Origin of the sequence: Rhizobium sp. BK661 (assembly GCF_024808825.1) — a bacterium.
Classification (GTDB): Bacteria; Pseudomonadota; Alphaproteobacteria; order Rhizobiales; family Rhizobiaceae; genus Rhizobium.
This window is the reverse complement of the sequence record NZ_JANTYT010000006.1, coordinates 301,368-326,080: the sequence shown is the minus strand read 5'-3', so window position 1 is coordinate 326,080 and position 24,713 is coordinate 301,368. Positions and strand designations below refer to the sequence as shown.

32 protein-coding genes and 1 pseudogene are annotated in these 24,713 nt (G+C 59.3%); 14 read left to right on the top strand and 19 right to left on the bottom strand.

Going from position 1 to position 24,713, the window contains the following annotated elements:
• Positions 1-90: 90 nt before the first annotated feature.
• The 3 genes and pseudogenes from FHX16_RS16040 to FHX16_RS16025 form a co-directional block, all read right to left on the bottom strand.
• Positions 91-183 (bottom strand): annotated as a pseudogene (locus FHX16_RS16040) (DUF599 domain-containing protein); the annotation flags it as partial.
• 306 nt (positions 184-489) lie between these two features.
• Positions 490-2,166 carry an ATP-binding protein gene (locus FHX16_RS16035; RefSeq protein WP_259129422.1) on the bottom strand — a complete coding sequence of 559 codons (1,677 nt, stop codon included), beginning with the start codon at positions 2,164-2,166 and terminating at the stop codon, positions 490-492.
• A 770-nt stretch (positions 2,167-2,936) separates the two neighbouring features.
• Positions 2,937-3,188: a hypothetical protein gene (locus FHX16_RS16025; protein WP_183859113.1), complete on the bottom strand. Its 252-nt coding sequence runs from the start codon at positions 3,186-3,188 to the stop codon at positions 2,937-2,939.
• A 381-nt stretch (positions 3,189-3,569) separates the two neighbouring features.
• Here FHX16_RS16025 and FHX16_RS16020 point away from each other — a divergent pair, with 381 nt between their 5' ends.
• Together FHX16_RS16020 and FHX16_RS16015 are read left to right on the top strand one after the other, a co-directional pair.
• Positions 3,570-4,400: an alpha/beta fold hydrolase gene (locus tag FHX16_RS16020; protein ID WP_183859115.1), complete on the top strand. Its 831-nt coding sequence runs from the start codon at positions 3,570-3,572 to the stop codon at positions 4,398-4,400.
• A 194-nt stretch (positions 4,401-4,594) separates the two neighbouring features.
• Complete coding sequence (locus FHX16_RS16015; protein ID WP_183860698.1) at positions 4,595-5,458, top strand: MBL fold metallo-hydrolase; 864 nt, start codon at positions 4,595-4,597, stop codon at positions 5,456-5,458.
• Between the two features lie 10 nt (positions 5,459-5,468).
• Here the strand turns inward: FHX16_RS16015 and FHX16_RS16010 are convergent, their stop codons facing one another.
• Positions 5,469-5,642 carry a hypothetical protein gene (locus FHX16_RS16010; RefSeq protein ID WP_183859117.1) on the bottom strand — a complete coding sequence of 58 codons (174 nt, stop codon included), beginning with the start codon at positions 5,640-5,642 and terminating at the stop codon, positions 5,469-5,471.
• Positions 5,643-5,855: 213 nt separating this feature from the next.
• Here FHX16_RS16010 and FHX16_RS16005 point away from each other — a divergent pair, with 213 nt between their 5' ends.
• Together FHX16_RS16005 and FHX16_RS16000 are read left to right on the top strand one after the other, a co-directional pair.
• Positions 5,856-6,110, top strand: a complete 255-nt coding sequence (locus FHX16_RS16005) for a DUF2188 domain-containing protein (RefSeq protein WP_114712520.1) — start codon at positions 5,856-5,858, stop codon at positions 6,108-6,110.
• Between the two features lie 2 nt (positions 6,111-6,112).
• Positions 6,113-6,439, top strand: coding sequence for a hypothetical protein (locus tag FHX16_RS16000; RefSeq protein ID WP_016553674.1), 327 nt, complete (start codon positions 6,113-6,115; stop codon positions 6,437-6,439).
• Positions 6,440-6,529: 90 nt separating this feature from the next.
• On the opposite strand, the gene FHX16_RS15995 is transcribed toward FHX16_RS16000, so the two are convergent.
• Positions 6,530-6,730: a hypothetical protein gene (locus FHX16_RS15995; protein ID WP_183859121.1), complete on the bottom strand. Its 201-nt coding sequence runs from the start codon at positions 6,728-6,730 to the stop codon at positions 6,530-6,532.
• A 116-nt stretch (positions 6,731-6,846) separates the two neighbouring features.
• Entirely contained in the window at positions 6,847-7,875 is a 1,029-nt protein-coding gene (gene ftsZ / locus FHX16_RS15990) for a cell division protein FtsZ (protein WP_016553672.1), read from the bottom strand.
• A gap of 197 nt (positions 7,876-8,072) precedes the next feature.
• On the opposite strand from ftsZ, the gene FHX16_RS15985 reads away from it, so the two are divergent.
• Complete coding sequence (locus tag FHX16_RS15985; RefSeq protein ID WP_040674191.1) at positions 8,073-8,288, top strand: hypothetical protein; 216 nt, start codon at positions 8,073-8,075, stop codon at positions 8,286-8,288.
• Positions 8,289-8,377: 89 nt separating this feature from the next.
• Positions 8,378-9,385: a ketopantoate reductase family protein gene (locus FHX16_RS15980; protein ID WP_259129415.1), complete on the top strand. Its 1,008-nt coding sequence runs from the start codon at positions 8,378-8,380 to the stop codon at positions 9,383-9,385.
• 83 nt (positions 9,386-9,468) lie between these two features.
• Here FHX16_RS15980 and FHX16_RS15975 read toward each other — a convergent pair whose 3' ends face one another.
• Positions 9,469-10,626 (bottom strand): pyridoxal phosphate-dependent aminotransferase, encoded by a 1,158-nt coding sequence (locus FHX16_RS15975; protein WP_183859125.1) that lies wholly within the window; start codon positions 10,624-10,626, stop codon positions 9,469-9,471.
• 210 nt (positions 10,627-10,836) lie between these two features.
• Here FHX16_RS15975 and FHX16_RS15970 point away from each other — a divergent pair, with 210 nt between their 5' ends.
• The 5 genes from FHX16_RS15970 (at position 10,837) to aat (ending at position 14,654) form a co-directional block, all read left to right on the top strand.
• Positions 10,837-11,595, top strand: coding sequence for a DsbA family protein (locus FHX16_RS15970; protein WP_183859127.1), 759 nt, complete (start codon positions 10,837-10,839; stop codon positions 11,593-11,595).
• 144 nt (positions 11,596-11,739) lie between these two features.
• Positions 11,740-12,177, top strand: a complete 438-nt coding sequence (gene aroQ, locus FHX16_RS15965) for a type II 3-dehydroquinate dehydratase (RefSeq protein ID WP_153270193.1) — start codon at positions 11,740-11,742, stop codon at positions 12,175-12,177.
• A gap of 22 nt (positions 12,178-12,199) precedes the next feature.
• Positions 12,200-12,676: an acetyl-CoA carboxylase biotin carboxyl carrier protein gene (accB, locus tag FHX16_RS15960; RefSeq protein ID WP_183859129.1), complete on the top strand. Its 477-nt coding sequence runs from the start codon at positions 12,200-12,202 to the stop codon at positions 12,674-12,676.
• Positions 12,677-12,686: 10 nt separating this feature from the next.
• Positions 12,687-14,033, top strand: coding sequence for an acetyl-CoA carboxylase biotin carboxylase subunit (gene accC / locus FHX16_RS15955; protein ID WP_183756798.1), 1,347 nt, complete (start codon positions 12,687-12,689; stop codon positions 14,031-14,033).
• 6 nt (positions 14,034-14,039) lie between these two features.
• Complete coding sequence (gene aat, locus FHX16_RS15950) at positions 14,040-14,654, top strand: leucyl/phenylalanyl-tRNA--protein transferase (RefSeq protein WP_183859131.1); 615 nt, start codon at positions 14,040-14,042, stop codon at positions 14,652-14,654.
• Positions 14,655-14,657: 3 nt separating this feature from the next.
• Here the strand turns inward: aat and FHX16_RS15945 are convergent, their stop codons facing one another.
• The 5 genes from FHX16_RS15945 to gatB form a co-directional block, all read right to left on the bottom strand.
• Positions 14,658-15,089 carry a DUF2155 domain-containing protein gene (locus tag FHX16_RS15945; protein ID WP_183859133.1) on the bottom strand — a complete coding sequence of 144 codons (432 nt, stop codon included), beginning with the start codon at positions 15,087-15,089 and terminating at the stop codon, positions 14,658-14,660.
• Between the two features lie 104 nt (positions 15,090-15,193).
• The gene (locus tag FHX16_RS15940; protein ID WP_016553662.1) at positions 15,194-15,592 is read right to left on the bottom strand and encodes an NADH:ubiquinone oxidoreductase subunit NDUFA12; all 399 of its coding nucleotides are present in this window, start codon (positions 15,590-15,592) and stop codon (positions 15,194-15,196) included.
• A 104-nt stretch (positions 15,593-15,696) separates the two neighbouring features.
• Complete coding sequence (locus tag FHX16_RS15935) at positions 15,697-16,158, bottom strand: GNAT family N-acetyltransferase (RefSeq protein WP_183859135.1); 462 nt, start codon at positions 16,156-16,158, stop codon at positions 15,697-15,699.
• Between the two features lie 5 nt (positions 16,159-16,163).
• Positions 16,164-16,667 (bottom strand): GNAT family N-acetyltransferase, encoded by a 504-nt coding sequence (locus FHX16_RS15930; protein ID WP_183756802.1) that lies wholly within the window; start codon positions 16,665-16,667, stop codon positions 16,164-16,166.
• 5 nt (positions 16,668-16,672) lie between these two features.
• Positions 16,673-18,175: an Asp-tRNA(Asn)/Glu-tRNA(Gln) amidotransferase subunit GatB gene (gene gatB / locus FHX16_RS15925; protein WP_183859137.1), complete on the bottom strand. Its 1,503-nt coding sequence runs from the start codon at positions 18,173-18,175 to the stop codon at positions 16,673-16,675.
• Positions 18,176-18,314: 139 nt separating this feature from the next.
• Here gatB and FHX16_RS15920 point away from each other — a divergent pair, with 139 nt between their 5' ends.
• Positions 18,315-18,629 (top strand): DUF1294 domain-containing protein, encoded by a 315-nt coding sequence (locus FHX16_RS15920; protein ID WP_183859139.1) that lies wholly within the window; start codon positions 18,315-18,317, stop codon positions 18,627-18,629.
• On the opposite strand, the gene FHX16_RS15915 is transcribed toward FHX16_RS15920, so the two are convergent.
• Positions 18,621-19,127 (bottom strand): GNAT family N-acetyltransferase, encoded by a 507-nt coding sequence (locus FHX16_RS15915; protein WP_183859141.1) that lies wholly within the window; start codon positions 19,125-19,127, stop codon positions 18,621-18,623. The two genes, FHX16_RS15920 and FHX16_RS15915, sit on opposite strands and share 9 nt — an antisense overlap.
• A gap of 292 nt (positions 19,128-19,419) precedes the next feature.
• Here FHX16_RS15915 and FHX16_RS15910 point away from each other — a divergent pair, with 292 nt between their 5' ends.
• Positions 19,420-19,677 (top strand): YjhX family toxin, encoded by a 258-nt coding sequence (locus tag FHX16_RS15910; protein WP_183859143.1) that lies wholly within the window; start codon positions 19,420-19,422, stop codon positions 19,675-19,677.
• A 38-nt stretch (positions 19,678-19,715) separates the two neighbouring features.
• Here FHX16_RS15910 and FHX16_RS15905 read toward each other — a convergent pair whose 3' ends face one another.
• The 4 genes from FHX16_RS15905 to FHX16_RS15890 form a co-directional block, all read right to left on the bottom strand.
• Positions 19,716-19,991 carry a hypothetical protein gene (locus FHX16_RS15905; protein WP_183859145.1) on the bottom strand — a complete coding sequence of 92 codons (276 nt, stop codon included), beginning with the start codon at positions 19,989-19,991 and terminating at the stop codon, positions 19,716-19,718.
• Positions 19,992-20,112: 121 nt separating this feature from the next.
• Positions 20,113-21,594 carry an Asp-tRNA(Asn)/Glu-tRNA(Gln) amidotransferase subunit GatA gene (gatA, locus tag FHX16_RS15900; protein ID WP_183859147.1) on the bottom strand — a complete coding sequence of 494 codons (1,482 nt, stop codon included), beginning with the start codon at positions 21,592-21,594 and terminating at the stop codon, positions 20,113-20,115.
• 54 nt (positions 21,595-21,648) lie between these two features.
• Positions 21,649-21,936 (bottom strand): Asp-tRNA(Asn)/Glu-tRNA(Gln) amidotransferase subunit GatC, encoded by a 288-nt coding sequence (gatC, locus tag FHX16_RS15895; RefSeq protein WP_016553653.1) that lies wholly within the window; start codon positions 21,934-21,936, stop codon positions 21,649-21,651.
• Between the two features lie 124 nt (positions 21,937-22,060).
• Positions 22,061-22,765, bottom strand: coding sequence for a metal-dependent hydrolase (locus tag FHX16_RS15890; protein ID WP_183859150.1), 705 nt, complete (start codon positions 22,763-22,765; stop codon positions 22,061-22,063).
• A 118-nt stretch (positions 22,766-22,883) separates the two neighbouring features.
• On the opposite strand from FHX16_RS15890, the gene ruvX reads away from it, so the two are divergent.
• A complete protein-coding gene (ruvX, locus tag FHX16_RS15885) occupies positions 22,884-23,378 on the top strand; it encodes a Holliday junction resolvase RuvX (RefSeq protein WP_183756807.1) in 495 nt (164 codons plus the stop codon).
• Here the strand turns inward: ruvX and FHX16_RS15880 are convergent.
• Positions 23,315-23,647, bottom strand: a complete 333-nt coding sequence (locus FHX16_RS15880) for a DUF6105 family protein (RefSeq protein WP_183859152.1) — start codon at positions 23,645-23,647, stop codon at positions 23,315-23,317. The two genes, ruvX and FHX16_RS15880, sit on opposite strands and share 64 nt — an antisense overlap.
• A gap of 294 nt (positions 23,648-23,941) precedes the next feature.
• Positions 23,942-24,604 carry a TetR/AcrR family transcriptional regulator gene (locus FHX16_RS15875; protein ID WP_183859153.1) on the bottom strand — a complete coding sequence of 221 codons (663 nt, stop codon included), beginning with the start codon at positions 24,602-24,604 and terminating at the stop codon, positions 23,942-23,944.
• Positions 24,605-24,713 lie beyond the last annotated feature (109 nt).

Below are 24,713 nucleotides of genomic sequence, written 5' to 3'. Positions count from 1 at the left end.
ATGTCCCGGCGCCCTCCCCTCCGCCGGGGCCAGCGGCCTACGGAGGCCCGCTTGGGCCGTCTCTTCCGCCTAGAGACGGCCCACCTTTCGATCGCGCGTCAGCACCTCGCGCATCCAAGCACGCCGGACTACCACCATATCCTTCGAGAGGTTGTCATTCTGCATAGGCCCGCCGAGCGCCATCAGCGGCTCGATCGCGACCCAGACAATCGCAAAAAGCAGAGTGCAAGCACATCGAGCATTTACCGGTGCCTCTCGAACCTTCCTACCGTCGCAGCGACTGCGTGCCTTCGCGACCATGTCACCCGATGCAGCACACCTAGGCTAAGCAACGAAAACCATTGCATCGTACGACAAGCGTCCGCGACGGCGTGACGACAGCGGATCGTCAAGGGTGCAGGGGCTAATCATCGAGTGTTGATGACTTAACGGAACTTACTTTGACCGTCCAAGCTGAGCCATTGCACGATCATATTGCACCCTCACGGCTTAGGCCGACGATTTCGACGGGGCCTGCTTTTCCGACGCTTCGTGCGTCGGAAGGACGAACGAAAAGCATGCTCCCGGCTCACGCGCGTTGGCGGCGGCAGATATACGCCCGCCATGATTTTCGACTATCGTTCGACAGATCGAAAGGCCGACACCAACACCCTTCGCTTTGGTCGTGAATAATGGTTGGAACAGCTTTTCCAGCGTCGTCTTGTCCAGTCCAATCCCGACGTCTCGGACACTCACGAGCACACCGCCGGTCCGATCGTCATAGATGGTCTCGATCCGGACAATCCGGGGGCGATCATCAACGGAAGCCATAGCCTCGATCGCGTTCAACAGCAGGTTTAGCATCACCTGCTGCAAATGGATCTTGTCGCCGGCGACAAGCGGTATTCTGTCGGACAGGCTGGTTTGTACTGTAGCGCCGCCCTTCTCCAGTTCGCCCGCGATAAGCGCTACGACCTCATTGACGGCATTGTTGATATTCACCGCTGCTGAAGTCGGCGCGGCCTCAGCGAACATCGCTCGCATCCGTTGGACGATTTCCGTTGCCCTCACTGCGTCTCTCATTGTTCGTTTGACCGACTCTGCAACACCGGAGAGATCAGGAGAATCTAAAGCCAGCATCCGCGCGCCGGCGTCTGCATTCGCCCATATTCCCGATAGCGGTTGGCTCACCTCGTGCGCGAGCGAAGCTACAACTGCTTTAAGGGTGGCAAGCCGGGTTGAATGGGCAAGCGCTGACTGTGTTGTGCGTAGCGATTCCTCACCGCGTTTGTGTTCGTCGATATCGGTGGTCGTTCCAACGAACTTCACCACCTGACCCTCGCGGTCCCGTAGCGCAACCGCTTGATGCAAATGCAGGTGGTAGCTTCCATCGCGGGCGCTAAGGCTTCGTGTCTCGAAGGAAAAGTCTTGTCCTAGCTGAACACCCCGACGGAAAATCCGAGTTGCCGCGTCTCTATCGTCCGGATGAACAGCGTCCATCCATGAGGCTGGATGTGACGTGATATGAGCCAAAGACTGATCGGCAAATTCCAATCCGGAGCGGTTTACGAACTCGGGAGTGCCGTTCGGCTCGAGCATCCAAGCGGATACCGGGAGGACGTCAAGGAGCGCGACTTTCTTTTCCAATTCGGCGTAAAGATCGGCGCTTTCGAAGGAGATCGCGGCCTGCGATGCAAGATGTTCGAGCACCGCGACTCGATCCGGAGTGAACACGCAGGGTGCGAAGTTGTTTTCGAGAAAGAGTATCGCGATGAGCTTCGACTGCGAGAGGATCGGAAGCGCAAGTGTCGAACGCATTCCTCGCGAGAGCACCGTTTCGTCGCGACCGTAGACAGCGTCGGTTGATGCATCGTCGAGTATCACCGGTTCGTTCGTTCGGATCACGTATTGCAAGATCGCCATCGGCAACTCCTTGAACATGCCGACTGCATCATTTCGTGCTTGGACCTCAATGCCGGAGGCCCGAACGACAGCCTCCGCTTTGATCGTCGCCGCATTATCGATGATGAAGATCAGGAGGCCCCGCTCGGCGCCTGCATAATCCACGGAGATCTGCAAAAGACGCCCAACGAGTGTAGAATGGAGGAGGTTGCGGGAAAGAGCCTGCGAGAATCTGATCGCGGCCCCGGCGTCAAAGGGTATCCCAATCGGTTTCTCGGATTGCACATTGGAAAGAGCTTCTCGCAGGGCCTCATTCTCCAACACCTTGCGTCTGAGAATAGTCTCAAGGCTGCGCACCCGATCTTCCAGCTTCTTTGCATTGCAACTGCCAGTCACAGGCTGGTCGGAAACCACGGCCACCGCGCCTCCCTCGCTCAGGCGCCGACGCCCGCAAAGAAGGCTCGGCGCAACTCCATGTCGTCAAGCCGCCGAGGAGACGGTCTCCCAAGGGCATAGCTCGCGGCAATGATCTTCAGTTTGCGTTCCGTTGTCCAGCGCCATCACCGACGTCGCGTCGGAACGCTAAGCGAAGGGTTGCGCAGGAAAGCTGGTGACGCCGATCGCACAGACGATCGAGAAGTCCGTTGCTGCCTCTCGATTTCGCGCCACACCAGCCAGATTGCCCTCGCCCACTGCCGCAAGGAAAACTCATCGCGTCGATCCGATCCATTCAAAACTCCCCGTGCGAAATCTTTGCACACTGGCAGATCCTACACCGTCGAGTGCCAGCGTCGATTGTACCAGGGTCTCGCCGACACCATCGTACAATGGCGGCGCTCCGGAATTGGTGACACGGTTCCGCCCGCCCACCCTCGAACTCACGTCAACATGCGCGCGACGATCCCGACGACGTGGCGGGCCTGCAACCCAGGATAATTTTTGGAGCTCAATTCGAGGGCTCGGCAATTCGCACAGTTTTCGAACTTGACGTTGCGCTGATCACGCCAGCCTCGCCGCCGGCACCGCCGCGAATGCGATCGCGTCACAGCGAGCAGCTAGTTCAGGCTGTAGAGGCAAGGATTGATGTCGTCGTCGACTCGATCGGGAAACAGTTGCCTACGGGCTCGCTTCAAGGCTTCGACCTCCAGGCGATGCTGCTGGAGAAGTCGGTGGCTCACGTCATGGAATGGCGCGCCATCGGACTGCGCGATGCGGACAGTGCCGCCGTGCGCAAGAAACTCGCAGAACGACTGCGCGGAACGGAGCCGCGTGGTGATCTCGATATAGCGGTTTTCGTCAGCGTTCATCAGATCGCCTCCCTTCCAGGAAGGTCGATGCTGACTTTGGCGATATCATGGCCAGTGCCCCGTTGAATTCGTAGACACTCCGTGTTCCCAATCAGGGACCGATCTATAACGAATGCGTCCCATGCCCCGCGTCCGTCCGAAGGCACGACCGGCTAGCTTCTCCTGCGCACCATTTCTTCAAAACGGCATCTTCCATTCTGTAATATTTGCCTCAAGTTACCGTTGGTTCGCAGCGCCGCTAAAGCCGCGTCATGATGATGACGTAGTACGGCAGCGCGGTGGGCCAGCTCTAGCCGGACGCTCCATAATATGGGCGCCGGAAGGATGCTGGCGTGCCTTGCCACCATCGAAGCAATCACATCCAGAAAGAGGGACCTGATCATGCCATTCATCAAGACCACGGACGGAACCGAAATCTTCTACAAGGATTGGGGTCCGGCCACCGCCCAGCCTGTTGTTTTCCATCATGGCTGGCCCCTCAGTGCAGACGACTGGGATGCGCAGATGATGTTCTTTCTGGACAAGGGCTATCGGGTGATCGCCCATGACCGGCGTGGCCACGGCCGCTCCAGCCAGACGTGGCAGGGCAACGAGATGGACACCTACGCGGCGGACGTTATCGCGCTAGCCGACGCGCTCGATCTCAAGAACGCCATCCATGTCGGCCACTCGACCGGCGGCGGCGAGGTTGCTCACTATGTCGCGCGTGCGAAGCCCGGCCGGGTCGCCAAGGCCGTTCTGATCGGCGCCGTCCCCCCGATCATGGTCAAATCGGACAAGAACCCCGGCGGCCTGCCGCTCGCGGTTTTCGACGGGTTCCGTGCGGCGCTCGTCGCCAATCGTGCGCAGTTCTTCCTAGACGTACCCACCGGCCCCTTCTACGGCTTCAACCGCCCGGGTGCCAAGGTCAGTCAGGGCGTCATCGAAAACTGGTGGCGGCAGGGGATGATGGGTGGTGCAAAGGCGCATTACGATTGCATCAAGGCCTTCTCCGAAACGGACTTTACCGAGGATCTCCAGCGAATCTCGGTACCGACCCTGGTGATGCATGGAGACGACGATCAGATCGTTCCCTATGCCGACTCCGCTCCGCTTTCGGTCAAGCTCTTGAAGCACGGCATACTCAAGACTTATGCCGGCTTGCCACATGGCATGTGCACAACGCACCCTGAAGTTATCAACGCCGACCTGCTGGAGTTCTTCCTGGATTAAGCATGTGGATCCGCGGCTCCGTTCGTCACGGCTGCCGCTATGCGGATGAGTATTCGCAGGTGAGTGCGGTCGCGCTCGCCTGCGACACATGACGTATCTGCCCAGCAAAGGAGACGGCTGTGACTACACGAGACAGCATTCCAAATGGATTATCCCGACGCGACCTGCTGAAGCTGACGGCTGCAGCAGCGGCGATGCTCGCTTCCCGCGATGCCATCGCGGCCGAGTTCCATCGCTTCCATCACGGCGCGTTCGACATTACGGTCGTCAGCGACGGTTTTCTAACGCTCCCGGTCGAGATCCTGCTGCCCGACGCCACGCCTGAAGAGCGCAAGGCGATCATGCCGCGGCTCGGCGGAACTTCGGCCGCCGCTCCGGTCCAGGCCAACATCCCGCTGATCCGCCACGGCGACGACCTGATTCTCATCGACACCGGTTCCGGCAGTCATTTCCAGGCAAGCGCGGGTAAGCTGGCCGCCAACCTGCAATCCATCGGCGTCGCGCCGGAGGTGATCACCAAGGTGGTTTTCACTCACGCTCACCCGGATCACTCGGGCGCAACGACAACAGCCGACGGCAAGGTGCTTTATCCGAATGCGCAGTATTTCGTCAGTGAAGCCGAATGGAACTTCTGGACCGACAAGGACTATGAGACGCATCTGCCGTCGGTGCTTCACGATTTTGCCCGCGGAGCGCAACGGGACCTTTTTGCCGTCAAAGACCGTCTGACGTTGGTTCGGCCCGATCAGGAGATCATTCCAGGCATGCGAATCCTGCAGAGCCGCGGGCACACGCCCGGCCACATCTCGATCGAATTGGCTGGAGACGGTGGTCTGTTGATTACGGGCGACGCCTGCACCAACGACGTAATCTTCTTCGAACATGCCGCCTGGCATTTCGGCTTCGACACCGAGCCGGAGGTTGCGTTGAAAACCCGTCAAATGCTGTTGGATCGCGCCGCCACCGACAAGCTGAAGATGCTCGGCTATCACTGGAGTTACCCGGGCGTCGGCTACGCCGAACGCAAGGACACATCCTATCGCTTTGTCGCGGCGTAGCTTTAAAAGGCTACTGCGCGTCGGCGGATTCTGCCGGCGCGGCGGCTGGTTGCGGCAGTTCCTCCGCAATTTCTTCAGCAACGGCCGAAAGATCCAGATTTCCCCAGATCGACGCGGATTGGCGGCGCTCCTGGCGGCGCGAGGATTTAACTTCGACGATGAACGGCTTCGACTGAGCGCGCATGTGGTTCCTATTGAAAGGCGTTGAACGAATCCATCAACGTCTCAAACCTATGAAGCGTTCCCCGCTCGCGCAAGATCGTTCTTCACACTGAATCCAGCCTCACACAGGCCAGGCGTCGATGGGAACAAGCATCTGGCGACCTGCGTTCCAGTCTTGCAATCTGTAGGAAGCCGTCCCGCAAATTCCTGAGAAAAGTTCTTGAAGGAATGATCGATGTCGATTACCTACCACGTCGCCGAACACGATGGCGCCTGGGCTTACCGCCTGGACGATGTCTGGTCGGAAACTTTCCCAACTCACGAACAAGCACTGGCAGCGGCCAAACAAGCCGCGGAGCGACAACAGCTCGATGGCCAGGATGCGGACATTACATATCAGCGTGCAGACGGCAGCTGGACAACGGAACGGTCGAACGGAGGCGACCGTCCCGAGGCCGATGTCGTCGATGACGCCAAGGAAAAAGACTAGGAATGACCATCAAAGAACGTTTTCTGAAGCAGCAGCATGCATGGATGCTCGGCGCATGCTATTCCCGCAAACATCCAGACTTCCAGCGCTATGGCGGCGTCGATGTTTCGATCTCGCCTCGCTGGAAAGACAGCGTTGAAACCTTCGTCAACGACATGCTCGATACCCTGCCCCGGAGCCTTGCCGAGCGCAGGCTGGCGCTGAGAAACCCACGCCGCCCCTTCGAGCCGGGCAATGTGGAATGGGTGTTCGCAAGCAAGCACTACGGCCTTCGCGCCCCTGATGGCACCCGGCCCGAGATGGCGGACGTTCGTTCCCGCCGAGCGTAAACCGCTGTTTACACAATCATACCCTCGCCGGCGACGGACATTTACCCAAATGTCTTTCGCCGGCGAACTGTTTCGAGAGCGCGCTCCTAGCTATCGCGGCCGCCGCGCGTTTCTCATCGCTGCAATCACGATAATTCCGACCGCTGCAGCAAGAGCACCCCAATAAACCCAGGGCGTCTGGTTGATCATGAAGCTCTCTGCGGGATAGGGAAAATAGCCGCTGCCCTGCCCCATCCAAACGAGCCCGACTAGAATAAGCAGGCCAGCAACAAAATAGGCAATCTTGGCCATTCGACATTCCTCAGCATCGGTTGCGCAATCCGAGATTGGTAAGCGCAAGGCGACGTCGAAACAAACGAAATCAGGGCAGATCTGCGCATCTCGGCGGATGCGCAGACCGCGAGAACCTATTGCAATGTACGGGGCTGCATATCCTGACCGAGCGCGATGCCCTGGCGCGGCTGTGTCGCGTTGCTCGCTCCGTCCAGGCCTGTCGCGACAACCGAGACGCGGAACTTGCCGTCGAGATTACGATCGAAGATCGCGCCCACGACAATGTCCGCTTCATCCTGCACTTCGTCACGAATGCGACTTGCCGCCTCGTCCACCTCGAAGAGAGTCATGTCCGAGCCGCCGGAGATCGAGATCAGAACGCCCCTGGCACCCTTCATCGAGATATCGTCCAGCAGCGGGTTGGCGATCGCCGCCTCCGCTGCCTTCATCGCGCGCCCCTCACCCGAAGCCTCGCCTGTGCCCATCATCGCCCGGCCCATGCCGCGCATGACGGATTTCACGTCCGCGAAGTCGAGGTTGATGAGACCTTCCTTGACGATCAGATCGGTGATGCAGCCGACGCCGGCATAAAGCACGCGGTCGGCAGTCATGAAGGCATCCGCGAAGGTGGTCTTTGCATCGGCGATACGGAAAAGGTTCTGGTTCGGGATGACGATCACCGTATCGGCCGCTTCGCGGAGCGCCTCGATGCCGACATCGGCCGTTTTCATGCGGCGATTGCCTTCGAAGGTGAAGGGCTTCGTAACAACTCCAACTGTCAGAATGCCGGCGTTGCGAGCGGCCTGAGCGATGACCGGTGCCGCTCCGGTTCCGGTGCCGCCGCCCATGCCAGCGGTGACAAAGCACATATGCGAGCCGGCCAGATGATCCATGATCTCATCGATCGATTCTTCGGCAGCTGCGCGACCGACTTCCGGCAGCGAACCGGCGCCCAACCCTTCGGTCACATGCGCGCCAAGCTGGATACGGCGGGATGCCTTCGAGGTCGCCAGTACCTGTGCATCGGTATTCGCCGCAATGAACTCGACGCCTTCAAGATTTTCCGCAATCATGTTGTTGATGGCATTGCCACCGCCGCCGCCGACACCAATTACTGTAATTCTGGGCCGCATTTCGGAAATCCCGTTCTTGGCGTTCGTCATCGCAATCTCCTTCGTGCGTTTCGTTGTGGCTCCGCCGCTTATTGGGAACCGAATCGAGCATCAGACTAATCGCGCAACAAGGCAGAGCCGGGGCGAAAGAACAAGATGAAGCGCAGTTGAAACTTTATCCGGAACCTTTTTTAGCCCTCGTGCATTATGTTGAATCATCCCCTGCCAGAGAGAGGAGTACCGTGCAGATGCCTACATCAGCCACCCGCCAGTCAGTTACCCCTCCAAACGAGCACATCCTAACAGCCCAGGAGGCCTTGGAACCGCTCTTCCTCAAGATCGAAGAGGAGGCCGAGGTCCGGATGATCGGCGCCGCCATTCGCGCTGGCTGGTCTGCAGAAGACGCGGTGGCAGCCATCGATGAGCTTCGCCGCAACGAACTTCTTCCCCGCGGCGGCCACTAAAAAGCTTGGGCGGCTTCAAAATATCACTCGCCTTGAAGGAGGGATGACCTAAGTTCTGCGCGGTCCATCAAACGCGGAAAGATCATCCCATGCCCTTCAAGAATATCTGCATCTTCGGAGCCGGTGCACTCGGCGGCGCCATCGCTGCCAGGCTTGCCTCGTCGCTCGGCGCAGAGGCAACGGTTTCCGTTGTTGCTCGAGGCGCCCATCTGGCCGCCATCCGAAGCGAGGGGCTGCGTCTCATTGAACCCGGTGCGGAAGCACCACTCACCGTGAACCTTGCAGCGACAGACGATCCCCGAGAACTGCCGCCACAGGATCTCGTTATTACCGGGTTGAAAGGACATCAGCTCAATGCCGCAGCGGAAGGCATCGGCGGCCTATTGAAGGACGGCACGCGCGTCATGATGATCCTGAATGGCATTCCGTGGTGGTATTTTCATCGCGATCAGGACAGCGGTCATGCGGAACTGCAGTTTGAGGAGCTCGACGAGGGCGGCAAGCTATGGCGTTTTGTCGGCCCGCAGCGCGTAGTCGGTTGCGTCGCCCATCAGGGAGCCGAAGTCAGCAGGCCCGGCGAAGTCAGGCTCAGCAACAGAGGCCATTTCATTCTCGGCGAGCCCTCCGGCGAAATCACCGCTGATTTGGGTGACATCGAGGCGCTGCTGCAGCGCGCCGACATCGGCGTGAAACTCTCGAGCCGCATCCGCGACGATATCTGGAGCAAGCTGATGGGCAATGCCTCTTTCAACCCGATCAGCGCTCTCACCAGATCGTTGATGTCCGATCTCATGGCGGATGCCGCCATCGCGGATCAGATCGGCAAGGTCATGAAAGAGGTGAAGGCCGTTGGGGAGGCACTCGGGGCGAACGTGGGAATGTCGGTGGAACAGCGACTGGAACAAGCCCGACAGATCGGGCCGGTGCGCACCTCGACGCTGCAAGATCTTCTTGCGGGAAAGTCGCTCGAGATAACGCCGCTGGTGGGGATGCTCGTTTCACTCGGTCGCCTGACTGCAACTCCGACGCCGGTGTCCGAAACGATTTTGGCTCTTGTGTCGCAACTCGACCTCGAAAATTGCCGTCCCGCGAAGTGAATGCGAGAGCCGAGCAGCCTGCCGAACCCCCGGCAAGCTGCTTACAGGTTAATCGAGAAAATCTTGGCAAGCCACTGGGATATCTACTTCAGCCAGTCGGCCATGCGGTCAACTGCTTCGACGATTTCGACTTCCGAGCCGGCATAAGACATGCGCATCGATCGATTGCCCTCCAGTGGGTCGAAATCCAGGCCCGGCGTTGCGGCAACATTGATCTCGGCCAACATTCGCTTGGCAAACGCCATGCTGTCATTGGTGAACCGGGTGACATCGACATAGGCATAGAAGGCGCCATCCATCGGCGACGCGATCGATAGCCCGATTTCCGGCAGACGCTTCAATAGAAACTCGCGATTGGCCGCATAGCTCGCCTTGTAGATATCCAGTTCCGCGCTCGCGCCGAGCGCCGCAGTAGCCGCAATCTGTGAGAGTTCGGGTGGCGAGATGTATAGGCTTTGTGCAACGCGCTCGATCGGGCGCACCAGCCGCTCGGGCAGCACCATCCAGCCGATGCGCCAGCCGGTCATGCAATAGTACTTGGAGAACGAGTTGATTACGATCGCTTCATCGGTCAATTCCAGCGCGCTGGTTTCCTCGCCGGCAAACGTCAGCCCGTGGTAAATCTCGTCTGAAATGAATGCGATCGACTCGGCTGAGCAGTAGTCAGCCAGCACCTGCAGTCCCTGGCGACCGGTTACCGTACCCGTCGGATTGGCAGGGCTCGCCAGCAGCACGCCCTTCAGCTTGACATTGTTTGTCTTTTGCGCGGCCTCAAGGCTTTCGGGCGTCAAAGTGAAATGAGTTTCGGCCGTAACCGGCACCTCGATCACTCTGAGGCCAAGCGCGCCGAGAATGTTGCGATAGGCGGGATAGCCCGGTCGGGCGATCGCAACCGCGTCTCCGGAATCAAACAGCGAAAGAAACGCAAGGTTGAAGCCAGCGGAGGAACCGGTAGTTATCGCGATGCGTGAGGGATCGATTTCCAAAGCGTGTCTGTCACGATAATGCGCGGCCAATGCATGTTTCAGCCTTGTCGTGCCGAGCGCGTCCGTGTAGCCGATCTTGCCTTCGACAAGTGCTGCGCGCGCAGCCTCCAGTGCAGCGCGGGGCGCGGGATGAGAGGGCTGGCCAACAGCCATGGAGATGACGGGATGACCGCTTGCTCGCCGCTTCGTCGCTTCGGCCAGGACATCCATGGCATGAAAGGGCTCGACTTCGCTGCGTTGGGAAATAGAAAACAAGGTCGCTTCTCTCTAACTTTGCGTGCGACCAGACAATTGCCGCAATAATCGGATCATCACAATCCCGCGATTGAACAGCGGATACGAAAATTCCTGTTTGAAGACGACAGGACGCACCGTAACTTGGCGGCATCGGAGTTCCGCCGTTAACCGTGCAGTGTTATCCGGCGCCTAGAACGACGCATACGAACTGCTGATAACGAGGATATAATGGCCATACTTCCGAAAATCTTCACCGCGCTGGCGTTTACTGCGTCGGTGGCAGCAGCCTATCCGGCGGCAGCACTCGATGACGCGCAGAAGAAGGAGTTCGGCGAGTTCATCAAGCAATACCTGATCGAAAACCCAGAGATCATGCTCGACGTTCAGGATGCCCTGCAGAAAAAACAGGAACAGGCGCGCCTCGTTAAAGCCAACGCCGTAATCTCCGACAACAAGTCGACGATTTTCGATTCGAAGTATGACGTGACGATCGGCAATCCGAAGGGCGACATCACCATCGTCGAATTCTTCGATTACAACTGCGGCTATTGCCGGCATGCCCTTTCCGACATGCAGACGATGCTCGAGAAAGACAAGAACGTCCGCTTCGTGCTCAAGGAATTCCCGATCCTTGGTCCGGAATCTGTCGCTGCCCACAAGGTTTCCGATGCCTTCCGCAAGCTGGCCCCGCAGAAGTACAGCGCGTTCCACATCGCTCTGCTCGGCAGCGATGGGCGGGCCGATGAAGCGAGTGCGATAGAAGTCGCCGAGTCGCTTGGCGTCAGCGAAAAGCAGATCCGCGACGAGATGGCCAAGAGTTCGAGCGACGCGTCCGTGAAGGAGACCTATCAGCTCGCCCAGAGCCTCGGCATCACCGGCACGCCGTCCTATGTGATCGGCAACGAACTGGTTCAGGGCGCGGTCGGTTTCGACGACCTTGAGACCAAGGTCAAGAACATGCGCGCCTGCGGCAAGACAAGTTGCTGATAGGGCGCCCATCAAATCGCCAAAATCGAAGTGTTTCAGCCATGTGGACAAATATGGCGCGATTCGGGCTGCGCTTCCCAAAGGGCTTTCATTAGGTCCGTCGGGAGTCTATAGGTTGCCGTCTCGCATCTATTGGAACATTCGATGACGCAAACGATTTTCGTCCTGAACGGGCCCAACCTCAACATGCTCGGCAAACGAGAGCCCGGCATCTATGGCGGCAAGTCGCTTCAGGATATCGAGGCGGATTGCAAGGTCGCCGGGCGCGAGCTCGGCTTCGATATCGATTTCCGCCAGAGCAACCACGAAGGTACGCTGGTCGACTGGTTCCATGAAGCGAACGATAAGGCAGTTGGCGTGGCGATTAATGCCGGCGCCTACACGCATACCTCGGTTGCGCTCCACGATGCAATTCGCGCTATTTCCATTCCGGTGATAGAGCTCCATATCTCCAACGTTCACGCGCGGGAAGAATTCCGCCACAAGTCGATGATTGCGCCAGCGGTGAAGGGCGTCATCTGCGGCTTCGGGCCTTACAGCTATATTCTGGCGCTGCAGGCGCTGAAGAATCTTACGGCATAAAAAGAAGACAGGGCAAACACTCATGGCTGAGAAGAAAAACGGTATCGACCAGGCGCTGATCCGCGACCTCGCGAACATCCTCAACGACACGGATCTGACGGAAATCGAAGTCGAGCAGGATGATCTGCGCATCCGCGTTTCGCGCGCCGGCAACACCCAGTACATTCAGGCTCCGATGGCTGCGCCCGCGTTTGCGGCGGCTCCGGCTCCCGTCGCCGCAGCAGCCCAGGTTGCCGCAGCGCCTGCGGCCCCTGCACGCAACCCTGCCAACACCGTCAGCGCTCCTATGGTCGGCACCGCCTACATGGCTCCCGCTCCGGGCGCGCGAGCCTTCATCGAGCTCGGCACGACCGTGAAGGAAGGCCAGACTCTGCTCATCATCGAAGCGATGAAGACCATGAACCAGATTCCTTCGCCGAAATCCGGCAAGGTTACCGAAATCCTCGTCGAGGACGGAAGCCCCGTCGAATACGGCCAAGCCCTCGTCGTCATCGAATAAGGCGGGCGTCATGGTCTCGAAAATCCTCATTGCCAACCGCGGGGAAATCGCGCTTCGCGTGCTGCGTGCCTGCAAGGAGCTCGGCATTCCCTGCGTCGTGGTTCACTCGACCGCGGACGCCGACGCCATGCATGTGCGTCTGGCCGACGAGAGCGTCTGCATCGGTCCTCCGCCGTCGCGTGACAGCTATCTGAACATCCACCAGATCGTCGCCGCCTGCGAAATCACCGGCGCCGATGCGGTACATCCGGGCTATGGCTTCCTGTCCGAAAACGCCAAGTTTGCGGAGATCCTGGAAGCGCACGGCATCACCTTCATCGGCCCGACGGCGGAACATATCCGCCTCATGGGCGACAAGATCACCGCCAAGACGACGGCCCAGGAACTCGGCATCCCTGTTGTCCCGGGCTCAGATGGCGAAGTGAAGACCGAGGAAGACGCGCTACGGACTGCAGCCGAAATCGGCTATCCGGTTCTGATCAAGGCAACCGCTGGCGGCGGCGGCCGCGGCATGAAGGTCGCAAAGTCCGAAGCCGACCTGATCGAAGCCTGGTCGACGGCCCGCACCGAAGCGGCTGCCGCCTTCGGCAACGACGCCGTCTACATGGAAAAGTATCTCGGCAAGCCACGCCACATCGAAATCCAGGTGTTCGGCGATGGCGAGGGCAATGCGATCCATCTCGGTGAACGCGATTGCTCGCTGCAGCGCCGCCACCAGAAGGTCTGGGAAGAAGCAAATTCGCCTGCCCTCAACGTCGAACAGCGCATGAAGATCGGCCAGGTTTGTGCCGATGCCATGAAGAAGCTGAAGTATCGCGGCGCCGGGACGATCGAGTTCCTGTACGAGAACGGTGAGTTCTATTTCATCGAAATGAACACCCGCCTGCAGGTGGAGCATCCGATCACCGAAGCGATCACTGGCATTGACCTCGTTCACGAGCAGATCCGTGTCGCCTCCGGCGGCGGACTTTCCGTGAAGCAGGAAGAAATCAACTTCCATGGCCATGCCATCGAGTGCCGCATCAACGCCGAGGACGCGCGTACTTTCGTACCCTCTCCTGGCACGATCACGCACTTCCATGCGCCGGGCGGTCTTGGAGTACGCGTCGACAGCGGTGCCTACCAAGGTTACAAGATCCCGCCTTACTACGACAGCCTCATCGGCAAGCTCATTGTATTCGGTCGCACCCGCGTCGAATGCATGATGCGTCTGCGCCGCGCACTCGATGAGTTTGTCGTCGATGGCATCAAGACGACGCTACCGTTGTTCCAGGATCTGGTGGATAATCAGGATATCGCTAACGGCGACTACGACATCCATTGGCTGGAAAACTATCTGGCCCAAAAACCGGCGTAACAGAGAATGGCAGGATCGCGCAGGAAATCTCCAGGCATCACACCGGAAATTCTCCTGCGCGCCTATTCGATCGGTCTCTTCCCGATGGCCGAATCGGCTGATGACCCGGAGATATTCTGGGTCGAGCCCGATCTTCGCGGTGTCCTACCGCTCGAAGAATTCCACGTCTCCAAAAGCCTCGCCAAGACCATTCGACGCAAGCCGTTCGATATCCGCTTCAACCACGATTTCGATGCGGTCATCGCAGCCTGTGCGGCAGAGACCGGGGACAGGCCAAGTACCTGGATCAATCAAACGATCAAATCGCTCTACTCCACGCTGCATCGGATTCGGCACGCGCACTCGGTAGAGGCGTGGGACGGGGACGAACTCGTCGGCGGACTGTACGGCGTATCGCTGGGTTCGGCGTTCTTCGGTGAAAGTATGTTTTCCCGGCGGACAAATGCCTCGAAGATCTGCCTCGTTCATCTCGTGGAACGGCTGCGGGCCAAGAGTTTTACCTTGCTCGATACCCAGTTTACGACCGAGCACCTCAAGACTTTCGGAGCCATAGACGTTCCGAAGGATGAGTACACCCACATGCTGGCAGCAGCGATGGCTTCGCCGAACCTCGAATTCTGAAATTTAGTTAGCCGCTTTGTCGGGTGCGGGAACGTCCGAGTTCTGCTTGCAGTCTTTCAGCCAGACGTCGTAGATCGGGTGCTCGACGGCATTGAGACCGGGGCTGTCGGCGAACATCCAGCCGGTGAAGATACGGCGGATCTTGCGGTCCAGTGTGATCTCGTCGACTTCCACGAAGCCGTCGATCTTCTGCGCTTCGGCCTGATCGCGTGAATAGCAGGCCTTCGGCGTCACCTGCAGCGCGCCGAACTGCACGGTCTCGTTGACGTAGACGTCGAAGGTCGTGATGCGGCCGGTGATCTTGTCGAGACCGGAGAACACGGCAACCGAGTTCTCGATCCGGGCAGCGGAGACGACTTGTGGGAGAAGCGTCGAGCCAAGCGCCAGGGAAAGCCCGGCGGCACGCAGGATCTGGTTCCGCGTGAAAAGCTTCATATCTGCCCGTCTCCACAGCATCTTAAAATCGAAGGCCGCAATCGCTGCGGCCATTCTGCGGGTAATGGTCAATTGTGGCTAAAAGCGGGGCTGTCGCCGCGCGCTCAGTTGCCAGGCGTCCAGGCGTCGTAGTCGCCGGTCACCCGCGGACGTTCACCAGGAACGACCAGCGAGCCGGGCGGGCGATAGGCCTGCGGCGAACCCGTCGGGTTCGCACGGTGCGGCTTCTGCCATTCCTTCGCAACATAGTTTTCCTGGGTCGGCGGAACATTGGTGCGGTGATGCATCCAGCCATGCCAGCCCGGGGGAATAGCGGAAGCTTCGGCATAGCCCTTGTAAATGACCCAACGCTTCGGGAGACCGTAGGACGACATGCCGCCTTCGTAGTAAACGTTGCCCAATTCGTCTTCACCGACGCGCTTGCCGAAACGCCAGGTCGCGAAGCGCGTACCGATCGTCTGACCGTTCCACCAGGTGAAGATTTGCACGAGGAGATTCTTCATGTCTTTTCCTTGAGCTAGCCGGACGGCAAGCGGGACCAGAATTTGATCCCTCGCTTATGCCGCCAGCGAGGTGCATTGTCCAGTGATTCCAGTGTCACATCGGTTCATTTCAGCGCCATCTTGAAGCCGAGATGAGATTGCTTGAAGCCAAGTCGCTCATAGAAGCGGTGGGCGTCCTTGCGACCGGCATTCGAGGTTAGTTGAACGAGGCGCAGGCCGCGACGTTTTGCCTCCGCGATGGCAAACTCGATCATCTCAGCGCCAATACCCTGCCCACGCATGTCACCACGCGTCTGCACCGCCTCGATGATCATCGACGACGAACCGCGACCAACCAGCGACGTGACGATCATTGTCTGGAACGTGCCGACAACCTGCCCCTCCCGTTCAGCGACATATAGCGTCTGATCGCGTGATAAGGCGATCCGCTCGAATGCTCTGAGATAGTCGCCGAAGGCCTCGGGCGCAGTCGTGTCGCCGTGACCGCCGAGATCATCGGCGGCAAAGATCGCCACAAGCGCAGCAACGTCGGCGCTACGCGCTTCGCGAATAATGGTTTGGGTCATGATGGTTAGCGCAGTTCCAGGGGCTTTTCGAGGATCAGGGTCGGTATGCCGGACTGCCCCGGTCCGTCGTTTTCATTGCGGCCGACATCCTCGAAACCGTGGGCATGGTAGAAGGCGATTGCCGCCGCATTCTGCGGCTCTATTTCCAGACGCATGATTTCTGCATCGGGAAAACAGGTTTCCAACTCGGCGAAGATCTCGCGCCCGATGCCCTGCCGATGGAGAGGTGGACGGACATAGAGCAGATGAAGCATGACGGTCTTCGTCATTTCATCCGACATGGCGGCATAACCGATGCCGCCGATATCCTTGCCATTGTCGGCAACGAGGAACTCGGCATTCTTCTTCGCCAGCCGCGCCTGCAGCGCAGCCGGCGAAAACAGATGACCAACGAGATCCTTTACCTTCGCTTCGCCATAGAGGCCAGCATAGGTCGCGCGAAACCCCTCATCCAACAACGTGCGCATCTTGCTAAGATCACCCTCGCTGGCAGTGCGCACGAAATACACAGTCCCTACTCCTCGATGCCGAGCTTCGCCTTCACGAGAGCCTGGACAGCCTGCGGGTTTGCCTTACCGCCGGTCGCCTTCATGACCTGACCGACGAACCAGCCGGCCAGTGTCGGCTTGGCCTGAACCTTGGCGACTTGATCCGGGTTGGCGGCGATGATTTCGTCGACGGCCCGCTCGATCGCACCGGTATCGGTCACCTGCTTCATGCCTCTGACTTCGACGATCTCGGCGGGATCGCCGCCCTCGTTCAGCACGATTTCGAACAGGTCCTTCGCGATCTTTCCTGAAATAGTCTCCGCCTTGATGAGGTCAATGATCGCACCAAGCTGAGCCGGCGAAACGGAGGTCTCCTCGATGCTCTTGCCGGTGCGGTTCAGCGCACCGAGCAGGTCGTTGATGACCCAGTTAGCGGCCGCCTTGCCGTCGCGGCCTTCAGCCACGGCTTCGAAATAGTCGGCAATCGCCTTTTCCGAGACCAGAACGGAAGCGTCGTAGATCGACAGACCGAGTTCGCGCACGAAGCGCTCCTTCTTGTCGTCCGGCAGTTCCGGCAGGTCGGCTGCGAGCGCCTTGACGAAGGCATCGTCGAACTCGAGGGGTAGCAGATCCGGATCTGGGAAATAACGGTAGTCGTGCGCGTCTTCCTTGGAGCGCATAGACCGCGTCTCGCCCTTGTTCGGGTCGAAAAGACGAGTCTCCTGCTCGATCGCGCCGCCATCTTCCAGAATGCCGATCTGGCGGCGGGCTTCGTATTCGATCGCCTGACCGATGAACCGGATGGAGTTGACGTTCTTGATCTCGCAACGCGTGCCGAAGCCTTCGCCTGGGCGACGGACGGAGACGTTGACGTCGGCGCGCATCGAGCCTTCGTCCATGTTGCCGTCGCAGGTTCCGAGGTAGCGCACGATAGAGCGCAGCTTCGTCATGTAGGCCTTGGCTTCATCCGACGAGCGCATATCGGGCTTGGATACGATCTCCATCAGCGCGACGCCCGAGCGGTTGAGGTCGACGTAGGACATCGTAGCGTGCTGGTCGTGCAGCGACTTGCCGGCGTCCTGTTCCAGATGCAGGCGCTCGATGCCGATCTCGATGTCCTCGAACTGGCCCTGGCGATCCGGGCCGAGCGAGATGATGATCTTGCCCTCGCCGACGATCGGATCCTTGAACTGCGAGATCTGGTAGCCCTGTGGCAGGTCCGGATAGAAGTAGTTCTTGCGGTCGAAGATCGAGCGCTTGTTGATCTGCGCCTTGAGACCAAGGCCAGTGCGGACCGCCTGGGCGACGCATTCCTCGTTGATGACGGGCAGCATGCCGGGCATCGCGGCATCGACGAGCGAAACGTTGGAATTCTGCGGCTTGCCGAATTCGGTCGCAGCGCCCGAGAACAGCTTCGAATTCGACAGCACCTGCGCATGGACTTCCATGCCGATGATGACTTCCCAATCGCCAGTGGCGCCGGGAATGAAGCGTTTCGGATCAGGCGTGCGAACGTCGACAATGGTCATTGGGATGCTCTTTTTGAGGCTGTTCTTTTCAACTGGTGAGGTAACGGAAATGGCTTGCGGGTGCAAGGCTTTCGGCTCTGCGTCGCAGCAAGCCGGCCGGTTTGGCGCATGTTAACGCAATGGGCTTAGCGTGATTTAAATGACAACGATTGATATTCTAAAGATCATCGGGCTCTTCGTGGCGTTGAATGCCTTGGTGTTCTCGATCTACTTTCTCGACAAGCAGGCTGCCCGCAGTCATCGGCGGCGGATCAGCGAGAAGACCTTGCTTACACTCGCTTTCGTCGGCGGCAGCCTTGGGGCGGTCTGTGCACAACGGCTCTTTCGTCATAAGACGCAGAAGGAACCGTTCCGGTCGATCCTGAGGGCTATCGTGCTGGTTCATATGGCGATCGCGCTTTTGCTATCAAGCGCTCTCGGCTACCTCGCGCTGGAGGGCGCGCTGCTAGACTAGGCCATAGATGCCGTCGTCCGCGGATTCCAATGACTTTGACAGCCCGACCGACGGGACATCACGATCGAGCTTGGGATTGTAGGCAATCGATAGCCAATGAATTGCATACCCACGCTTCTGGAAAAAGCCGATCGCCTCAGAGTTCCCCGAGTGTGTCTGCATCATTGCCGTGTCGAAGCCCTGCGCGGCGATGTCCTTCTCGATATCCTGCAAGAGTGCGGTTCCGAGACCGTGACCGGTGAAGGCAGGATCGATCCAGAAGTCCGAGATCTTCTCGTCGAGCGTCTCGCGCGCTGCCCACCCAGCCGCATGCCCGTTCCACTCAATGACGGTGACGGTGATCCAGCTCCCCGCAACGAAGTTGAAGAACGCGCTTCGCGCGGCGTCGACCATAGCATCTCCTTCGCCGATGGATGCCATCGCCTTCTGCCAGGCCCTTATTCCGATCTCGCTCAAAAGCTCCGCTTCGCCTTCCCGGGCATTGCGAATGTGGATCAACGGCACCTCCGACTTTCCACGGAAGTAAAGCACCGAATCACCCCGTTCTCCAAGCCTCAGGTTTCGAGCGCGAGACACGGCGGAAATGTCCTCTCTCGGTTGCAAATCTTGACGAGGTGTCGCGCAGCCAGTATCAAGGCCGCATGTTGAATTCGTCTTCTCAGACCCGGTAGAGGCCCTGCCCGCAGGTTTTCCCTGTGCGCATGGGCCCGAAAAGAACGAAGCCCTGACGTCCGACCGGACGCCAGATGTTTTTGCGCGCCTCACGGCGCAAGACCGGATCAACATTTCCATGGATATTTCACGCACGGAGCAGCGCATCCTGCACCTGTTGGCCCAAGGCGGCCGCATTGAAATCGAACGCGACGACAACCGGAAAATCGAGGCGGTAAGATGCCTTACCCGCGACGGCTGGGTCTATCCCGGCTTCGGCCTTGAGCTGTTTCGCAAATTGAAGCAGAAGCGGGCGATCAAATCCTCAGGCGGCAAGCCCTACCGGATTACCGAACGAGGACTGGTTCTCGTCAGAGCCGAACAGGACAACAGATAGTTGTCCGAGCCGCGCGTCGCCTGGCGCGCGGCTTACTTTCAAAGCTGCTTGAAAAGCTCCGCCTTCATCACCGACCATTCGTCGGCGACCTTAGCGTTCCCACGCCGTTTACCCGCCTGGCGGTACCAGTAGTCGGCATTCCAGTCGTCGCCTTCGATGCGGTGGCAGATGGCATGCCCCCAATCGAAAAGCGCCTCGCCCTCATGCGCCTGGCAGACTTCATGCACTGCTTGCCATTCCGGACCAACGATGAAACCTGCCGCGGCGAGACGGTCGAATGCTTCGATCATCTGAGTGATATCTGACGCCGACATGAGTCCTCCTCCTGGTAGGGCCGCAATGGACGAATACAAAGTCCACGCCCGAGGTAGCTGGACCTCAGTCGCCCGACAAGGAACGACCGCCTCGTCGGCGGCCGATGCCGATGTGGCTCGCTCACCACCACTTGGCGGGCGTGAACTTGCCTGCCGCCTGCTCTATTACGTGCGCAGTCTTGAACAGCGTCTCTTCGTCGAACGGCTTGCCAATCAGCTGCAGACCGAGCGGCAGGCCGCCGTGATCCAGACCGGCAGGAACGGCAATGCCCGGCAGCCCGGCCATGTTGACCGTCACCGTGAAGATGTCGTTCAGGTACATCTTCACCGGATCGGACGCGAGGTTCTCGTCGGCGACGCCGAAGGCCGACGACGGTGTCGCGGGCGTCAGGATCGCATCGACGCCGGCGTTGAACGCCAGTTCGAAGTCGCGCTTGATCAGCGTGCGGACCTTCTGGGCCTTGATGTAATAGGCGTCGTAGTAGCCGGCGGACAGCACGTAGGTGCCGATCATGATGCGGCGCTTGACTTCCTTGCCGAAGCCGGCGGCACGCGTCCTTTCGTACATGTCGACGATGTCCTTGCCATCGACGCGCAGGCCATAGCGGACGCCGTCATAACGGGCAAGGTTTGATGAGGCTTCCGCCGGAGCGACGATGTAATAGGCCGGCAGGGCATACTTGGTGTGCGGCAGCGAGATGTTGACGATCTCGGCGCCTGCGTCCTTCAGCCAGGCAATGCCCTGCTGCCATAGCGTTTCGATTTCCTCAGGCATGCCGTCGACGCGGTATTCGTTCGGAATACCAATCTTCATGCCCTTCAGCGACTTGCCAAGTGCGGCCTCATATTCGGGAACCGGCAGATCGACGGAGGTCGTGTCCTTTGGATCGACGGAGGCCATCGACTTCAGCAGGATCGCGGCATCGCGCACATCGCGAGCAATCGGGCCGGCCTGATCGAGGGAAGACGCGAAGGCTACCGTGCCCCAGCGCGAGCAGCGGCCGTAAGTCGGCTTGATCCCGACAGTGCCGGTGAAGGCTGCAGGCTGGCGGATCGAGCCGCCCGTATCCGTTGCCGTGGCGCCGGCGCAGAGGTGGGCTGCAACGGCAGCCGCCGAGCCCCCGGAGGAACCGCCCGGTACCAGCTGTTGGTTGGAGCCACCCGAACGCCAGGGGTTGATCACCGAGCCGTAGTAGGAGGTCTCGTTGGAAGAGCCCATCGCAAACTCGTCCATGTTGAGCTTGCCGAGCATGACGGCGCCATCGTCCCAGAGGTTCTGCGTGACTGTCGACTCGTAGTGCGGCTTGAAACCATCGAGGATGTGGCTGCAGGCCTGCGTGTGAATGCCTTCGGTGGCAAACAGGTCCTTGATGCCGAGCGGAATACCCTCGAGCTCGCCGCCCTTGCCGCCGGCGAGACGCGCGTCGGAGGCTTCCGCCATCTGCAGCGCCTTCTCGGGCGTGACCTTGATGTAGGCGTTGAGCTTGTCGTTCGCTGCTTCGATCGCCGAAATATAGGCTTCGGTCAGTTCGGTCGCTTTGATTTCCTTGGCGCGCAGCTTCGTGCGGGCTTCGGCAATGGTCAGGCTGGTGAGTTCGCTCATGGTAATTCGCTTCAAATCTGGAATGGCAACAAAGGTCGAAAAACGGCGAAGGCCTTATTCGACGACTTTGGGTACCAGGAAGAAATTCTGATCGGTGACAGGCGCGTTCGAGACGATGTCAGCAGCCTTGTTGCCGTCGGTCACATCATCGGTGCGCTTCTTCATCTCCATCGGCGTGACCGATGTCATTGCCTCGACGCCCTCGACGTCGACTTCGGAGAGCTGCTCGACGAAGCCGAGGATGCCATTCAGCTCACCCACCATGCGATTTGCCTCTTCTTCGGTGACGGCAATACGGGCAAGGCGCGCTACGCGCTTAACGGTGGCAAAGTCGACGGACATGGTATTCTCCGGATAGGATTTTTCCTACCCGCTATAAAGGCCATGCCCGCCGTGCGCAACGGGCATGGCCCTTGGATTGCGTAGAATTCCGCTACCGAAATCGGAGCGGTTTTGCTGACGTAACCTAGACGGAAAGGCTCTCGCCCGGCTTCGGCGTCCTCACCGCGGTCGTCGATCCATCCATACCCGAGACAAACTTCTCCGGCGTCTGATCGATGATCGGGAAGGTGCCGTAGTGGCAAGGTATCGCCGTCTTGAAGTTGAAGTAGCGCTGGCAGGCCAGCGCCGCGACCGCGCCGCCCATCGTGAAGCGGTCGCCGACCGGCACCAGTCCGATATCCGGCTGATGCAGTTCATTGATCAGCGCCATGTCGGAGAAGATGTCGGTATCGCCCATGGCGAGGATGGAGGCTTCCTCGTCGAAATGCAGCATCAGGCCGTTTGCATTGCCGAGCGCATGCGAAACGCCGTCTTCGGTGATCTGGGCGGAGGAATGCAGCGCGTTGGTGAAGGTTGCCGAGAAACCGTCGAAGGAAACAGTCCCCCCGGTATTGCCCATTTCGAGCTTCGCCAGGCCCTTGGACCCCAGCCACGAGGCAAGGTCGGCGTTGGCGAGAACGACCGCGCCGGTCTCCTTGGCGAGCGCTACGGTGTCGCCGACATGATCGCCGTGACCGTGGGTCAGCAGGATGTGGGTGACGCCGCTCGCGACATCCTTGAGGTTCTGCCCAGCGAAGGAGGAATTGTGCGTGAGAAACGGATCCAGCAAGATTTTCGCCTTCCCGATCTCGATGCGGAAAGCGGAGTGACCGAGCCAAGTGATCTTCATAAAATGTCTCCTTCGATTATCGGATGCAAAAGCCTGTTTTGCTGGCTATGGACATATCGGATGCGGTCGCAAAGAAAAGCGTCACCGCTTCAATTTCTTTTGACAGGATGAAACGACGATGACGGTGCTAACGATCGAAGAACTCTCAACTGCGTTGCAGCCGGGACAGGCGATCGCGGGCCTCGATCTCGGCACGAAGACGATCGGGCTTTCGATGTCCGATCTCGGCCGGCGCTTTTCGACGCCGCGGCCGGTCATCAAGCGCGAAAAATTCACGATCGATGCGACGACGTTGCTGGAGTTTGCCGCTAAGGAAAAGGTCGCCGCCTTTGTGATTGGTCTGCCAATGAACATGGACGGATCGGCCGGACCGCGCGTTCAGGCGACGCGCGCCTTCGTGCGCAACATGGAGCAGAAGACTGACCTGCCGTTCGTCTACTGGGACGAGCGGCTGTCGACGGTCGCCGCCGAGCGGGCGCTGCTCGAGATGGACGTATCACGCAGGCAGCGTGCCGAGCGGATCGACTCGGCAGCGGCAAGCTTCATTCTTCAGGGAGCGCTGGACAGGCTATCGTTGCTCGGCAGAACGGCATCGGGCGATTTTGACGCGTGACGTGCACGCCACCAGGCGGCAATTGCCTTGCGTCGGCGGAACCCAATGATTGCGAAGACGACAAGACTGTCGACGACGATCGCGCGGGCAACCAGCGGCGGAATGGTTTCCGGCGGAATGCCGAGCACCTTGCCATAAATCTCGAAGGTCAGGTCATGCACCTGCCTACTGAGCATATAGATGCCGAAGTTCATGTCGTAATAGGAAAGCCAATACCATCCCGCCAGGAAGACAATGGGACCGGCCCAGAAGATCAGGAACCACTTCATGCGGTCGTCTCTCGTTCTCTTCGACTGGATAGCCCCTCGTGGGAAACCGCCCATATCGACAACGCCATCGAACCCAGAACCAGCCCTGGCACAGCGATATCCAGCGCAAGCACAGCGAAAAACATCATCGCGGCAACAAGAAACGCGCCTCTCGCGATTTTAGTTCCCATGGTTCCAGACACCCAACATTTTGGACTGACTGGCAAACTGACTTCTTACCCGGGAAGGCGCAACGTAAACCATTTGTTAAGGTTAACGCGCGCGGGGACGCCTGTGGAAAGACTGTGCTCGGCCTCAGCCGTAGACGCCGCGAACGATACGTTTCAGAGCCGTTGCGGCCTTCTCCCAATCCTTCGACGTCTTGAGCGTCAGTCCGGCGCACTGGCCTCCAGCGGATGCGGAAAGAACGAGATGCTGGATGGCCGCGATCAGAAGCGCATTGACGGCCACAACGTCGACGCCCTTTGGCGGCATCAGCGATCCCCGCATGCGATCGAGCCAGTTTGCTAGGGCCTTCGACCGCGCCTCGGAAAGCCGCCTGACCTGCTCGGTGTTTTCGGAAACCTCCCAGGCAACGATTCGGCGAACAAGTGGATCATCCCGCAACGCCTCGAGGAAAAGCAGCGACAGCCGCTCCATGAGGTCGCCGTAGGTCAGGAGAAACATGCCACCGGTATCCTCGGGAATGCGGTCCTTGACCCAATTGCCGAGATCGGCGCCGATCGCTTCCACGAGGCCGTTCAAGCCGCCGTAGTAGCGGTAGATCAGTTGCTTGTCGCAGCCGGCGCGGCGGGCAACCGCGTTGATGCCGAAATTCTGGAACCCCTCTTCCGCCAGCAACGACTTGGCTGCGTTCAGAATTGCCTTCTCGGTAGCGCTTCGGTCGCGAATACGCTTTTCGGGTTCGACACGGATTGCGTCGGCAACGGGCGCAAGCACCATGGGGTCGTTCAGCATGAGGGATTCGGTCCAGTTGTCACTTTGCGGTGAGTAACAACGCCACAGATCAGCGGCAACGGACATGTCTTGCAAAGATTGTGGACAGTTCGCGAAAGATGGCAACGAT